We start from the raw sequence: 14,626 nt of genomic DNA on the forward strand, positions 1-14,626 counted from the left end.
TGCCCGATTATGCCGGGTGCGCCTCCGCCGAGCGGATCAGGTGATCACCCGGCCGCGCAGCACGATCCGCCGGGGGTGGCGCAGCGCGCGCAGGTCCTGCCGCGGATCGTCGTCGTAGCAGACCAGGTCGGCCGGGCTGCCGTGGTCCAGGCCGGACCAGCCGAGCCACTCGCGGGCCGCCCAGGAGGCCGCCCCGATCGCCTGCTCCGGGCTCATCCCGATCCGGTGCAGCGCCAGCACCTCGTCGGCCAGCCTGCCGTGCTCGATGCCGCCGCCCGCGTCGGTGCCCGCGTACACCGGCACGCCGGCCTCGACCGCGGCGGCCACCGTCCGGTCGCAGCGCTCGTGCAGCCGGGTCATGTGCGCGGCGTAGTCGGGGTACTTCGTGGCCGCGGCGGCGAAGCCGGGGAAGTTCTCCACGTTGATCAGCGTCGGGACCAGCGCGGTGCCGTGCCGCACCATCAGCTCGACGGTCTCGTCGGTGAGGCCGGTGCCGTGCTCGATGCAGTCGATGCCCGCCTCGATCAGGTCCGGCAGCGCGTCCTCGCCGAAGACGTGCGCGGTGACCCGGGCGCCGGCGCGGTGCGCCGCCTCGATCGCCTCGACGAGCACCCCGCGGCTCCACAGCGGCGCCAGGTCGCCCGCCGAGCGGTCGATCCAGTCGCCGACGAGCTTGACCCAGCCGTCCCCGGCGGCGGCCTGCTCGGCCACCGCGGCGGGGAGCTGGGACTCGTCCTCCAGATCCTCGGCCAGGCGCGGGATGTAGCGCTTCGGCCGCGCGAGGTGCCGTCCCGCCCGGATGATCCGGGGCAGGTCGGCGCGCTCCTGCAACGGCCGGGTGTCCAGCGGCGCGCCGCAGTCGCGGATCAGCAGCGTCCCGGCGTCGCGGTCGGTCTCCGCCTGCTCGGCGGCCTCCTCCAGCCCGGTCGGCCCGTCGGCGCCGATGCCGACGTGGCAGTGCGCGTCGACCAGGCCGGGCAGCACGTACCCGCCGTCGAACACGGTGCGGGCGCCCGGCACCGGCTCGGTGCTGAGCAGGCCGTCCCGGATCCACAGGTCGCGGCGCTCGCCGCCGGGGAGCACCGCACCGCGCAGGTGCAGCGAGGTCACTTCTTCTTGCCGAAGTTGAGCTTGGACGGGTCGAACCCGGGCGGCAGCTCGTTCATGCCGCCTTCCAGCTTCGACATGTCGGGCCCGGCGCCGGCGCCGGGCATCGACCCCGGGGGCAGGCCGGGGAAGCCGCCGGGCATCCCGCCGCGCACGCCCTTCGGGGGCGTCGGGCCCTTGCCCTTCTTGCCCTTCTTCCCCTTCTTGCCCTTCTTGGACTTGCCGCCGCCACCGCCGCCGAAGCCGCCGAACTGCCCGGCCATCTGCTGCATCATCTTGCGGGCTTCGAAGAACCGGCTGACCAGGTCGTTGATGTCGCTGACGGTCACCCCGGAGCCGCGCGCGATGCGCTGCCTGCGGGAAGCGTTGATGATCTTCGGGTCGGCCCGCTCGGCGGGCGTCATGCCCCGGATGATGGCCTGGACCCGGTCGAGCTGCTTCTCGTCGAAGTTGGCGAGCTGGTCCTTCATCTGGCCCGCGCCGGGCAGCATCCCGAGCAGGTTCTGCAGCGGGCCCATCCGCCGGACCGCCTGCATCTGCTCCAGGAAGTCCTCCAGGGTGAGCTGCCCGCTGCCCAGCTTGGCGGCGGCCTGCTCGGCCTGGTCGGCGTCGAAGGCCTGCTCGGCCTGCTCGATCAGGGTGAGCATGTCGCCCATGCCCAGGATCCGGCTGGCCATCCGGTCCGGGTGGAAGACGTCGAAGTCCTCCAGCTTCTCGCCGTTGGAGGCGAACATGATCGGCTGACCAGTCACCTCGCGCACCGACAGCGCGGCACCACCGCGGGCGTCGCCGTCGAGCTTGGTGAGCACCACACCGGTGAAGCCGACGCCGTCGCGGAACGCCTCGGCGGTGTTCACCGCGTCCTGCCCGACCATCGCGTCGAGCACGAACAGCACCTCGTCGGGCTTGACCGCCTCCCGGATGTCGGCGGCCTGCCGCATCATCTCCTCGTCGATGCCCAGCCGTCCGGCGGTGTCGACGATGACCATGTCGTGCTGGCTGCGGCGAGCCTCCTCGATGCTGCGGCGGGACACCTCCACCGGGTCGCCCACGCCGTTGCCCGGTTCCGGCGCGAACACCGGCACCTCGGCGCGCTCGCCGACCACCTGGAGCTGGTTCACCGCGTTCGGCCGCTGGAGGTCGCAGGCCACCAGCAGCGGGGTGTGCCCCTGGCCGGCCAGGTACTTGGCCAGCTTGCCCGCCAGCGTGGTCTTCCCGGAGCCCTGCAGACCGGCGAGCATGATGACGGTGGGCGGGGTCTTGGCCAGGTCGAGCCGCCGCGTCTCGCCGCCGAGGATGCCGACGAGCTCCTCGTTGACGATCTTGATGACCTGCTGGGCGGGGTTGAGTGCCTGCGAGACCTCGGCGCCCTTGGCCCGCTCCTTGACACCCTGGATGAAGCTGCGCACCACTGGCAGGGCCACGTCGGCTTCCAGCAGGGCGATGCGGATCTCGCGCGCGGTCGCGTCGATGTCGGCGTCGGAGAGCCGCCCCTTGCCGCGCAGATTCGTCAGGACCGACGTGAGCCGGTCGGAGAGGGTGTCGAACACACGGGCTCCAGAGTCGAGAGGTGTACCTGAGTACCTATGCGAGGGTAACCGGCCACCCGCGCACCCGGTCGAGGACGCGGGGTCGCGCCGCACCGGAATGGCGCAACCCCGCGTCGACGACGATCAGTTCATCGAGTAGTCGCCGCGCCGCTTGCCGGAGCCGACGCGCGCGCCCGACTGCGGCGAGCGCTGGCCCTTGCGGTGCGTCTTGGGCTTGGCGTCCCGGGGACCGCCCTGCCTGCGCGGACGGCGGGTGATGACCTCGCCGTCGGCCCTGCTGATCCGCAGCCCGCGCCCGGCCACCTGGGTCTTGCGCAGCCGGGTGAGCAGGTCCTCGGGCAGGTCCGCGGGCAGCTCGATCAGGGTGTGCTCGGCCCGGATGTCGATGTGCCCGATGTGCTTGGTCGCCAGGCCGCCCTCGTTGGCCAGCGCCCCGACCAGCGCGCGCGGGGTCACCCGGTTGCGACGGCCCACCTCGACCCGGTAGGTCTCGGTGTCCTGGCTGCCGGGCTCGAACTTCGGCCCCTCCCGGTCCACCGGCGCCTCCTGCATCAGCAGCGGCCGGTCGCCCTGCGCCATGCTGGCCAGCGCCGCGGCGATGTCCAGCGCGGAGGCGTCGTGCTCGCGCTCGTACTCGCGCACCAGCTCCTGGAACACTTCCAGGCCACCGGTGGCCAGCGCGTCGGTGATGCCCTGGGCGAACTTGGCCAGCCGCCGCTCGTTGACCGCCGCCACGCTGGGCAGCTCCATCTGGGCGATCGACTGGCGGGTCGCCTTCTCGATCGAGCGCAGCAGGTGCCGCTCGCGCGGGGAGACGAACAGGATCGCCTCCCCGCTGCGCCCGGCGCGGCCGGTGCGGCCGACCCGGTGCACGTAGGACTCGGTGTCGTGCGGGATGTCGTAGTTGAGCACGTGCGAGATGCGCTCGACGTCGAGCCCGCGGGCGGCCACGTCGGTGGCGACCAGGATGTCGGTGCGCCCGTCGCGGAGCTGCCCGATGGTGCGCTCGCGCACCGGCTGCGGGATGTCGCCGTTGATCGCCGCCGCGCTCAGGCCGCGGCCCTGGAGCTTCTCGGCGATCTCCTCGGTGAGCTGCTTGGTGCGGACGAACACGATCATCGCGTCGTACGGCTCTACCTCGAGGATGCGGGTCAGCGCGTCGAGCTTGTCCGCGCCGCGCACCGGGACGTACCGCTGGTTGATGTTGGTGGCGGTGCTGGTCTTGGTCTTGACCGAGATCTCCACCGGCTCGTGCAGGTAGGACTGGCTGATCTTGCGCACGGCGGCGGGCATGGTCGCCGAGAACAGCGCCACCTGGCGGGTCTCCGGCACCGACTGCAGGATCGTCTCGACGTCCTCGACGAAGCCCATCCGCAGCATCTCGTCGGCCTCGTCGAGCACCACGTGCTTGAGGTCGGTGAGCTTGAGCGAGCCCTTGTTGAGGTGGTCGATCAGCCGGCCGGGGGTGCCGACGACGACGTGCGCGCCGCGCCGCAGCCCGGCGAGCTGCGGGGTGTAGCTGGTGCCGCCGTAGATGGGCAGCACGTTCAGGCCCGGCAGGTGCTTGGAGTAGCGCTCGAACGCCTCGGAGACCTGGATCGCCAGCTCACGGGTGGGCGCCAGCACCAGCGCCTGCGGATTGGTGGCGTCGAGGTCGACGTTGGACAGGATCGGCAGTGCGAAGGCGGCGGTCTTGCCCGTGCCGGTCTGCGCGAGGCCGAGCACGTCGCGGCCCTCCAGCAGCGGCGGGATGGTCTGCGCCTGGATGGGCGACGGGGTCTCGTACCCGATCTCGCTCAGCACCTGGCGGACGCGGGCATCGAGGGCGAGTTCGTCGAAGGTCGACATGCTGGACGCGGGTCTCCTCAAGGGGTCGGCGTGGGGCTGATGAAAACGCGTCACGGCCCAGCACTGCCTCGCCCGGGGCCCGGGTGGTCGGCGGCAGTCGAGTTGGTCGGCAGAACAAACCGTGGGGCAGGCGCCGCTTGCGCTTGGTCGAACCGCGCTCACCTGGACGCACACCCGTTGCCAGTCACTCGCAGCTCGATGATCTCAGCCTGGCACCGCGGAACGTCCGCGATGCCGGTCCAGCCTAGCCGACGGCGATCCACCACCCGCGAGCCGACCCGGACAACGGGACGCACATCACCCGCGCACCTCCAGGCGCAGCCCGTCCGACACCTGCCGGCGGGTGAGCACCGCGACCGCCGACCATCCGGCCGGGACCGCGCCGCCGACCAGCCGCACGTGCATCCGGCCGGCCCGGGCGATGTGCCGCCGGAACGAGCGGGAGCGGATCAGCCTGCCCCGGGCCCGCTGCCCGGCCAGCGCCTCGCCCGCGTCGGCGTGCAACCACAGCAGCACCGCGCGCCGCCCGCTGAGCGCGGCGAACAGCAGCAGCATCAGCCGGGTGGAGGCGCGGGTGGCGGGCTCGTGCGCCAGCACCGGATCCCGGGCCGCGACGCAGTACCAGAGGATGCGGGCGCGGTGCAGCAGGTGCACCAGCGGCCGGTAGTAGCGGTACTCCAGCGAATCCGGCAGCCGCACCCGCAGCACCGCCCGGACCTGCTCGGAGTCGAGCACGACCACGCGGGAGACGTCACCGCCCAGCTTGCGGAGCGCGGTGCTCTTGCCCGCCCCGGGCAACCCCGCGAGCACCACGAGCGAACGACGGTCCACGCGCAACGAGGGCGGCCGACCACTGGGGGGCTTGTCCGATGTGACCACGACCCGGCCAGATTACGCGACGGACGATCTTGATCGTCCGGGCTGTGCGCCACGGCACCGCGCGGGCCAAAGAGGTGGCCCGTCCTCGGACGAGCCACCTCCCAGGTGCCCGGCGGAGCACCTCCCCCCTCCTCGGTCCCCCGTGCGATGCGGTGGCCCCGGCGCACCCCCGCCCGACCCCAGAACGGGCGGGGTTTCCCCCTGCACCGGTGTTTCCCCCTGACCACCGCGTCGCGAGGAGAAGTCTGCCGTCTCCGGAGGCGCGGCGAGACCGTGAGGACACCTGAGTGGGCCTGCGTAGTGCTACGCAATTCCGGCGGGAGGGCCGAAACGCACCGGTGGGGCGCGAACCGCCCGGTCCGCGCCCCACCCCGGCGAGTTCGCCGCACGAGCTCTCAGATCGCCGCCACCCCGGTCTCCCCGGTGCGGACCCGGGTCACCGACTCGACGGGGGTGACCCAGACCTTGCCGTCGCCGACCTTGCCGGTGCGGACGGCGCGGACGATGCCGTCCACCACCTCGTCGGCGGCGGCGTCGTCGACGAGCACCTCGACCCGCAGCTTCTCGATGAAGTCCACCGCGTACCGCGCGCCCCGGTACACCTCGCGGTGGCCCTTCTGCCTGCCGTACCCCTGGGCCTGGCTGATCGTCATGCCCAGCACGCCGAGCGCGCCCAGCGCTTCCTTCAGATCGTCCACCGTGGATGGTTGAACGATCGCCGTCACCAGCTTCATGCCCGGCTGCCCTCCAGCCTGCGCTGCGCCTCGTCGGTCGTCGCGGTGCCGCGGCCACCACCGGCGAGGTGGTAGGCGGACTCGGCGTGCTCGGTCTCGTCGATGCCGATCGACTCGGCCTCCTCGGTGGCCCGGAACCCGACGACGGCCTTGACCAGCAGCGCCAGCAGCAGGCTCAGCGCGAAGGAGTAGACCAGCACGGCGATCGCACCGACCGCCTGCCGCCACAACTGGTCGAGCCCACCGCCGTAGAACAGCCCGTCGACGCCCGCCGGGGCCGACGACGAGGCGAAGAACCCGACGAGCAGGGTGCCGACCAGACCGCCGACCAGGTGGACGCCGACGACGTCCAGCGAGTCGTCGTAGCGGAACCGGAACTTGAGGCTCACCGCCAGCGCGCACACCGCACCGGTGATCGCGCCGATCGCGATGGCGCCCAGCGGCGTCACCGACGAGCAGGCCGGGGTGATCGCGACCAGGCCGGCCACGATGCCCGACACCGCGCCCAGGGTGGTCGCGTGCCCGTCCCGGAACCGCTCGACGAGCAGCCAGCCGAGCATCGCGGCGCTCGTCGCCACCAGGGTGTTGACCAGCACGACGGCGGCCGTGGCGTCCGCGGCCAGCGCCGAACCGCCGTTGAAGCCGAACCAGCCGAACCACAGCAGCCCGGCGCCGAGCACCACCAGCGGCAGGTTGTGCGGCTTGCCCGGGTCCTTCGGCCAGCTCGAACGCCGTCCCAGCACCAGGGCCAGGGCCAGCGCGGCGGCTCCGGCGTTGATGTGCACCGCGGTCCCGCCGGCGAAGTCGATCGCGGCCAGCCGGTTGGCGATCCAGCCGCCGACCGCGGTGACGTTGCCCGCCTCGTCGGTCGAGTCGAACGCGAAGACCCAGTGCGCGACCGGGAAGTAGACGACCACCGCCCACAGCCCGGCGAACAGCAGCCACGGGCCGAAGCGCGCCCGGTCGGCGATGGCGCCGGAGATCAGCGCCACGGTCAGGATCGCGAACATCGCCTGGAAACCGGCGAACGCGATCGTCGGGATGCCGTCCGAGAGCCGGTCGGGCCCCAGGAGCCCGCTCATGCCGAAGAACTCGGCCGGGTTGCCCAGCAGGCCGAGCCCGCCGAGATCGGTGCCGAACGCCGCCGAGTAGCCGAACAGCACCCAGAGCACGCCGACCACCCCGATGCTGCCCAAGCTCATCATGAGCATGTTCAGCACGCCTCGGGCGCGCACCATGCCCCCGTAGAAGAACGCCAGTCCGGGCGTCATGAGCAGCACCAGCGCCGCGCTCGTGAGCACCCATGCCGTGTCGCCTGAATTCACCTTGCCTCCCCCGTGCGGACCTCGTTGCGCCGGAGTGTGGGCGGCGCCTGTTTCCGCCGGTGCGATCCGCTGTTTCGGCGTGGTGAACGCAGCCGCGCGTCGTGTTACGGCTCGGCACCCGCGTCGCGGGCCGACCGGTCGAGCTGGAGCGGGCGTCCGGCCAGCAGCCCGGCGACGGCCATCGCGGCGCAGATCCCCAGCAGCAGCACCAGCGGAGCCGTCCACCCGCCGGTGAGGTCGCGCAGCAGGCCGATGAGCAGCGGACCCGCCGCCGCGAGCAGGTACCCGGCGCCCTGCGCCATCCCGGACAGCGCGGCCGTGGTGGTGCTGTCCGGCGAGCGCAGTCCGAACAGCGTCACCGCGAGGCCGAAGGCCGCGCCCTGGGCCACCCCGAGCAGCACCACCGCCGTCCACACCCCGCCGGGCGCCGGGGCCAGCAGCACACCGGCGAAGCCGAGCGCGATCAGGGCGGCCAGCGCCACCGCGATCCCCCGCTGGTCGCGGAACCGGCGGCACAGCAGCGGCACCGCGAGCGAACCGACCGCCTGCACCGCGGCCTGCACGCCCAGCGCGAACCCGGCCGCCGCCGGGCTCAGCCCGCGCGCCTGCACCATCGTCGGCAGCCAGCCGAACACCACGTAGGCCATCGACGACTGGGTGCCCATGAACGCGGTGACCTGCCAGGCCAGCGGCACCCGCCACAGCACCGCGGAGCCGGTCGGCGGTGCCGCGGCGGCGCGCGGCCGACCGCGCAGCACCGCAGCGCCGATCAGCAGCGCCACCAGCACCGGCACCGCGACCAGGCCCAGCGGGAGCCGCCAGGCCGAGTCCAGGGCGCGTCCCACCGGCACCACCAGGCTCGCCGCCAGCGCGCCGCCCAGCGTCATGCACACCGTGTGCACCGCGGTGAGCACCGGCACCCGCTCCGCGAAGTCCCGCTTGATCAAACCGGGCACCGCCACGTTGGCGACCGCGATGCCCGCGCCGACGACGACCGTGCCCGCCAGCAGCGCCCACGCCGGGCCGAGCGCGCGGACCGAGTTGCCGACGAGCAGCACCACCAAGCAGCCCAGCAGCACCCGCTCGTCGCCGAAGCGCTGCCGCAACCGGGGCGCGACGAAGGCGAACACGCCGAGGCACACCACCGGCAGCGTGGTGAGCACCCCGCCGAAGGTGGTGGACACCCCGAGGTCGCGCTGGATGCCCTCCAGCAGCGGCGCGACGGCGGTGAACGGCGTGCGCAGCGCCAACGCCGTCAGCACGATCAGCACGATCGTGGCGACGGCGGTCGTGCTCGCGGTGCCCCGGACTCCGGTGCTCACGGCGCCTCCTCCCGGCCCGGCGGGCCGCAGCAGACCCTAAGCAGCGCGCACCGCCCGGACAACCTCCCCCGACGGAACCGAGTGAGGGGCACCTTCATCCGACTGTGCCGGATGAAGGTGCCCCTCACCAGGTTCGCCTCAGCGCAGGAGGGCGTCGACGAAGGCGTGCGGTTCGAAGGGCGCCAGGTCGTCCGGGCCCTCGCCGAGCCCGACCAGCTTGACCGGGACGCCGAGCTCGCGCTGCACCTGGAAGACGATGCCGCCCTTGGCCGTGCCGTCGAGCTTGGTCAGCACGATGCCGGTGACGTCGACGACGTCGGAGAACACCCGGGCCTGGGTGAGCCCGTTCTGGCCGGTGGTCGCGTCCAGCACCAGCAGCACCTCGTCGACCTGGGCCTTCTTCTCGACGACGCGCTTGACCTTGCCCAGCTCGTCCATCAGACCGGTCTTGGTGTGCAGCCGCCCCGCGGTGTCGACCAGCACGGCGTCCACCGCGGTGTCCGAACCCCGGCTGACCGACTCGAAGGCCACGCTCGCCGGATCGGCGCCCTCCTTGCCCTTGACGACCTCGGCGCCGACCCGGCCGCCCCAGGTCGCGAGCTGCTCCACGGCGGCGGCGCGGAAGGTGTCCGCGGCGCCGAGCAGCACCTTCCGGCCATCGGCGACCAGCACCCGGGCCAGCTTGCCGGTGGTCGTGGTCTTGCCGGTGCCGTTGACGCCCACCACCAGCACCACGGCCGGTTTCCCGCCCTCGGCGGGGTCGCCGTGCGGCAGCGCCTGCACCGAGCGCGGCATGTCCGGGCCCAGCGCGTCGACCAGCACCTCGTGCAGCAGCGCGCGCGCCTGCTCGGGCGTGCGCACCGCGCGGGAGGCCAGCTCGCCGCGCAGCCGTTCGATCACCTCGGCGGTCGTCGCCGCGCCGAGGTCGGCGAGCAGGAGGGTGTCCTCGACCTCCTCCCAGGAGTCCTCGTCGAGGTCGCCCGCACCGAGCAGGCCGAGCAGGCCCTGCCCCAGCGACGAGCGGGAGCGCGACAGCCTGCCGCGCAGCCGCTCCAGCCGCCCGGTGGTCGGCTCGATCTCCTCGATCTCCTCGGCGACCGCCGGTTCGGGCTCCGGCACCGGCTCGACCCGCTCCTGCGGCGGGGCGGTCGGCGCGGCCGGGACCTCCGGGCGCGCCGGTGCTTCCGGCTCGGCGGGTGCCTTCGGTTCGGCGGGCGCCTCGGGTTCCGCGGGCCGCTCCGGTGCGCGGGGCTCCGGCGTCTCGGGTTCGGCCGGCGCCTCGGGTTCGGCCGGCGCTTCCGGCGCGGTGGCCGACGGCGGGGCTTCGGCGGTGCCCTGGTCCGGCAGCGGCACGTCGACGATGTCGCGCCGCGCGCTGTCGCGCGGCACGGCCGCGTCGTCCCCGATCCCGGGCTGGCCCTCCACCTCGGTGCGGTCCCCCGCGGGGTGCTCCGGTGCGGCGGTACCGGCCCCACCGCTGGACAGGCTGATGCCACCGCCCGCCCGGTAGCCGCCGTCCTTGACGGCCTCCGAACCGCCCGCGGTCTCGTCCTGTTCGCCCAGGCTGATCCGGCGCTTGCGACGCAGCGCGATGCCGGCGACGACGGCGATCGCCAGCACCACCAGCGCCACGACGACGATCAGAATCACGTTGGAGGTGGTCACCGCGCCATCCTCGCACCCGTGCGGCGCGTCGCCGGAACGCGCCCCGGCCGGTTCCCCCGCGCGGTGATCGATTCACCATCCCGCCCCGGCGGACGCTTGCCATTCACCCGGGATGTGGACTACACCACAGAAGTGGAGTCGTGTCGGGTCCTCGGGATCCTGTCCGGCACGTCGATGGACGGCATCGACGTCGCCGCGGCGGACCTGCGGCTCGACGGCGACGCCGTCGAACTCCGGCCGCTGGGCGACACCGAGCTCCCGTACCCGGCTGAGCTGCGCGAACGGCTGCTGCGCGCGCTGTCCGGGCCCTGCGGCGCCGCCGAGCTGTGCCGGCTGGACACCGAGATCGGCCAGGCCTTCGCCGACGCCGCCCGCCGCGGGGTGGAGCTGGCGGGCGGACGGGCCGACCTGGTCGCCTCGCTCGGGCAGACGGTGCACCACTGGGTCGAGGGCGGCGCGGTGCGCGGCACCCTCCAGCTCGGGCAGCCCGCGTGGATCGCCGAGGCCACCGGACTGCCGGTGCTCGCCGACCTGCGGGTCCGCGACGTCGCCGCCGGGGGACACGGCGCGCCGCTGGCCGCGGTGCTCGACGCGCTGTGGCTGGCCGACGAGCCGGGCCCGGTCGCCGCGCTGAACATCGGCGGGATCGCCAACCTCACGGTGGTCGGCGGCGACCGGCCGCGCGCCTACGACACCGGACCGGGCAACGCGCTGCTGGACCTGGCCGCCGGGATGGTCAGCGGTGCCCGGGCCGACGTCGACGGCGCCCTGGCCGCGCGCGGCGCGGTGCGGCCGGACCTGCTCGCCGTGCTGCTCGACGAACCGCACTACCGGCGCCCGCCGCCGAAGTCCACCGGCAAGGAGCTGTTCGGCCGCGAGCACCTGACCCGCGCGCTGGCCGCCGTGCCGCCCGTCGAGGGCCCCGACCTGCTGGCCACCCTCACCGAGCTCACCGCCGCCACCATCGCCGACGCCTGCCGCGCCGAGCGGGTGCGCTCCGCGGTGGTCTCCGGCGGCGGCGTCCGCAACCCCGTGCTGCTGGCCGCGCTGCGGCGGCGGATGCCGGTGCCGCTGCGGCTCAGCGACGAACTCGGCCTCCCCGCGGGGAGCAAGGAAGCCCTGCTCACCGCGCTGCTCGGCTTCCTCACCTGGCACGGCCTCCCGGGCACCTACCCGGACGCCACCGGTGCCACCGGACCCCGGCTGCTCGGCGCCCTCACCCCCGGCGCCGGGCCGCTGCGGCTGCCCGCGCCCGCCGACCGGCGGCCGCGGCGCCTGCGCATCCCGCGCCCGACCAAGGAGGTCCCGTGCACCCAGTGGACGTCGTGATCATCGTCGGATACCTGCTGCTGGTCCCGGTGCTGGGCATGCTGCTGGCGGGCAGGCAGCGCACGGCGAAGGACTTCTTCGTCAGCGACCGCAACCTGCCGTCGTGGACGGTGTGCTTCGCGGTGGTGGCCACCGAGACCTCCACGCTGACGGTGATCAGCACGCCGACGGTGGCCTACCTCGGCTCCTTCACCTTCCTGCAGCTCGCGATCGGCTACCTGCTCGGCCGGATCGTGGTGGCGTTCCTGCTGCTGCCCCGCTACTACGGCGGCGAGCTGGTCACCGCCTACGCCTACCTCGGGCAGCGGTTCGGCTCCGGGTTGCAGGCCACCGCCTCGGCGACGTTCCTGGTCACCCGGCTGCTCGCCGACGGGGTGCGGCTGTTCGCCACCGCCATCCCGGTGAAGGTGATGCTGTCGGTCGCCGGGATCGACGTGGCGTTCTGGCAGATCCTGCTGGTCATCACGGCCGTGACGGTGCTCTACACCTACGTCGGCGGCACCCGCGCGGTGGTGTGGGTGGACGCGCTGCAGATGGTGCTCTACGTGGTCGGCGGGATCATCGCGGTGGTGGTGCTGGCCGGGATGCTGCCGGACGACTGGTTCGGCACGGCGCTGGCGGCGGGCAAGTTCCAGTTCCTCGACTTCGGCGCCTCGGTGCTCACCTCGCCGTACTCGTTCGTCACCGCGGTCATCGGCGGGGCGATGCTGTCGATGGCCTCGCACGGCGCCGACCAGCTCATCGTGCAACGGCTGCTGGCGACCCGGACGCTGGGCGCGGCGCGGACCGCGCTGATCGGCAGCGGCGTGCTGGTGTTCCTCCAGTTCGGACTGTTCCTGCTGATCGGCGCGATGCTGTGGGTGCTCTACGATGGCGTCGCCCCGGAGGCCATGGGGATGGCCACCGACGACGACCTGTTCCCGACGTTCATCGTGACCCAGATGCCGCCGGGGATCTCCGGGCTGCTCATCGCGGGCATCCTGGCCGCCGCGATGAGCTCCTCGCTGAACTCGCTGGCCACCTCCACGGTCACCGACATCACCCGGCGCTTCGCCAAGCGTCCGCTGGACGACGCGGCCGTGCTGCGGCAGGCGAAGCTCTGGGTGCTGGTGTGGGGTGCGGTGCTGTTCGTCTTCGCCTCGATGTTCACCGGCACCGACAACCCGGTCATCGAGCTCGGCCTGGGCATCACCGGCTACACCTACGGGGCGCTGCTCGGCGCGTTCTTCCTGGGGCTGTTCGTCCGGCGCGCCCGGCAGGCCGACGCGGTGATCGCCTTCGCAGCCACCGTCGCGGTGATGGCGGTGGTGATCCTCGCGGTGCGCTTCCCGGACGGCGACGGCGGTTCCGCCCCGCTCGCCTACCCCTGGTACACCCCGCTCGGGGTGATCGTGACGCTGCTGGTCGGCGGCCTGCTGTCGCTGCGCCACCGCGATCGGGGCGACCGCCCGGAACCCGCCGAGACCACCTGAGCACCCGCGCCACCACCCGGGCCCACCCACCCGGAAGGGTTGTGAGTGAGGGGCACCCTTGTCCCGGTTAGGACCGCTTTCAGAACGGCCTGCGTGGCGGTGCGGGTAGCGGAACCTCAGCGGTCTTCTCGCTCCGGGATCCGCTCCTGATGTACCAAACACGTACACGGCGTCACGGCTGTCCTCGCGAGAAGACCGCTGAGAACCCGCCGCGGTGCACGCTGCGTGCCTCACCGCATGCGGCTCCGCCGCATTCTGAATGGACCCCTTACTTGGACGAGGGTGCCCCTCACTCAGTTCACGAACGGGTGCGCGCGGGTTCGGGTGCGCGCGGGTTCGGGTGCGCGCGGGTTACAGCATCAGCATCGGCAGCAGGCCCAGGAGGAGGCACAGCACGAAGATCCCGCCCATGATGCCCAGGGTGAGGCCGAGCTGCGGGGTCTCCTGCGGGACGGGGCCGATCGCACCGGCGCCGAAGGCGATCGCCGGTGGCTTGTAGTAGACGTCGACCTGCTGACCGGCGGCGACCGGCACCACGGCGACGGCGTGCCCGAAGGCCCACAGGTACGGCGTGTGCACCTGGATGTGGTGCTGGCCGGGCGGGAGGTCGATCGGCAGCTTGCCCCAGACCCCCGGCGGGCCGGGCTGGCCGTTGATCGTGATGGTCGGCTTGAACAGCGCGAGGATGAACGCCAGCGGGAAGTACGAGCAGTCCAGCACCACGCGGCCCATCCCCGGCGGGGGCGGCGGGAGCTGCGGACCGGCGGGCATCGGCTGCGGTGGCATCCCCGGTGGCTGCATCCCCGGTTGCGGCTGCATGCCCGGCGGCTGCATGCCGGGCTGCGGCGGCATGCCGGGTTGCGGCGTCCCCTGGGGCGCGGACGGGAACCCGCCCGACGGCGGCGCGTAACCACCCGGCGGCGGCATCGGCTGGCCCTGCTGCGGCGGGTGGTTCCCCGGCGGCTGGCCGTAGGGGTGGGTCATGAGCAGCCTCCTGGCGTCGACACCGGCGCCCACCCTACTTCCCGGTCCCGGGCCTTCAGCGCCGGTCCGGCGAAGTCGATGGAGAACGCGACGGACACGGCGGACGGAAGCGGGAGACGGTGCGCGGCACGGAACACGCGGCGATCCAGCGCAGGTTGGCGCCCTACTCGACGGGCGAGGTCGACGGCGTCGAATGGGTGCTGCTGCACACCCACGTCGCCGGGTGCGCGGCCTGCCGGGCGGAGGTGGAGCACCCGGCGCCGCGCACCAGGGCCGCACCGCGCCGCATCCCGCCGCGACCGCGCCCCGGCCCCGCCCGGCACCGCCGCGCTGGCCGGTGGTCTGCGGCGGGCTCGCGGTGGCCGCGCTCGTGGTCACCGCGGTCGCCCACGCCGCCTGCTCCTGGTGAGG

The 14,626-nt window shown here is 73.4% G+C and carries 12 protein-coding genes; 3 read left to right on the top strand and 9 right to left on the bottom strand.

The window, feature by feature from the left end; genetic code table 11:
- Positions 1–36: 36 nt before the first annotated feature.
- The 8 genes from ACQP0T_RS21910 to ftsY form a co-directional block, all read right to left on the bottom strand.
- Complete coding sequence (locus ACQP0T_RS21910; RefSeq protein ID WP_433869759.1) at positions 37–1,110, bottom strand: amidohydrolase family protein; 1,074 nt, start codon at positions 1,108–1,110, stop codon at positions 37–39.
- On the bottom strand, positions 1,107–2,657 hold the full coding sequence (gene ffh / locus ACQP0T_RS21915; RefSeq protein ID WP_433869760.1) for a signal recognition particle protein: 1,551 nt from the start codon (positions 2,655–2,657) through the stop codon (positions 1,107–1,109). Before ffh ends, ACQP0T_RS21910 begins: the two co-directional genes overlap by 4 nt.
- A 123-nt stretch (positions 2,658–2,780) precedes the next feature.
- Entirely contained in the window at positions 2,781–4,505 is a 1,725-nt protein-coding gene (locus ACQP0T_RS21920) for a DEAD/DEAH box helicase (protein WP_433869761.1), read from the bottom strand.
- 297 nt (positions 4,506–4,802) lie between these two features.
- Complete coding sequence (locus tag ACQP0T_RS21925) at positions 4,803–5,336, bottom strand: AAA family ATPase (RefSeq protein ID WP_433869762.1); 534 nt, start codon at positions 5,334–5,336, stop codon at positions 4,803–4,805.
- 443 nt (positions 5,337–5,779) lie between these two features.
- Entirely contained in the window at positions 5,780–6,118 is a 339-nt protein-coding gene (locus ACQP0T_RS21930) for a P-II family nitrogen regulator (RefSeq protein ID WP_345355614.1), read from the bottom strand.
- Positions 6,115–7,443, bottom strand: a complete 1,329-nt coding sequence (locus ACQP0T_RS21935) for an ammonium transporter (RefSeq protein ID WP_433869763.1) — start codon at positions 7,441–7,443, stop codon at positions 6,115–6,117. The genes ACQP0T_RS21930 and ACQP0T_RS21935 overlap by 4 nt, the downstream gene beginning before the upstream one ends.
- A gap of 104 nt (positions 7,444–7,547) precedes the next feature.
- On the bottom strand, positions 7,548–8,765 hold the full coding sequence (locus tag ACQP0T_RS21940; RefSeq protein ID WP_433869764.1) for a CynX/NimT family MFS transporter: 1,218 nt from the start codon (positions 8,763–8,765) through the stop codon (positions 7,548–7,550).
- A gap of 138 nt (positions 8,766–8,903) precedes the next feature.
- The gene (ftsY, locus tag ACQP0T_RS21945; RefSeq protein ID WP_433869765.1) at positions 8,904–10,430 is read right to left on the bottom strand and encodes a signal recognition particle-docking protein FtsY; all 1,527 of its coding nucleotides are present in this window, start codon (positions 10,428–10,430) and stop codon (positions 8,904–8,906) included.
- Between the two features lie 132 nt (positions 10,431–10,562).
- On the opposite strand from ftsY, the gene ACQP0T_RS21950 reads away from it, so the two are divergent.
- Both ACQP0T_RS21950 and ACQP0T_RS21955 read left to right on the top strand, forming a co-directional pair.
- Positions 10,563–11,759 (top strand): anhydro-N-acetylmuramic acid kinase, encoded by a 1,197-nt coding sequence (locus ACQP0T_RS21950; protein WP_433869766.1) that lies wholly within the window; start codon positions 10,563–10,565, stop codon positions 11,757–11,759.
- The gene (locus ACQP0T_RS21955; protein WP_433869767.1) at positions 11,738–13,231 is read left to right on the top strand and encodes a sodium:solute symporter; all 1,494 of its coding nucleotides are present in this window, start codon (positions 11,738–11,740) and stop codon (positions 13,229–13,231) included. The genes ACQP0T_RS21950 and ACQP0T_RS21955 overlap by 22 nt, the downstream gene beginning before the upstream one ends.
- 351 nt (positions 13,232–13,582) lie before the next feature.
- Here ACQP0T_RS21955 and ACQP0T_RS21960 read toward each other — a convergent pair whose 3' ends face one another.
- Complete coding sequence (locus tag ACQP0T_RS21960; protein WP_433869768.1) at positions 13,583–14,215, bottom strand: hypothetical protein; 633 nt, start codon at positions 14,213–14,215, stop codon at positions 13,583–13,585.
- 223 nt (positions 14,216–14,438) lie between these two features.
- Between ACQP0T_RS21960 and ACQP0T_RS21965 the strand changes: the two genes are divergently transcribed.
- Positions 14,439–14,624 (top strand): hypothetical protein, encoded by a 186-nt coding sequence (locus tag ACQP0T_RS21965; RefSeq protein WP_433869769.1) that lies wholly within the window; start codon positions 14,439–14,441, stop codon positions 14,622–14,624.
- The last annotated feature ends 2 nt before the right edge of the window (positions 14,625–14,626 follow it).

This window comes from Saccharopolyspora sp. CA-218241 (genome assembly GCF_050954615.1).
In the GTDB taxonomy this organism is placed as follows: domain Bacteria; phylum Actinomycetota; class Actinomycetes; order Mycobacteriales; family Pseudonocardiaceae; genus Saccharopolyspora; species Saccharopolyspora cebuensis.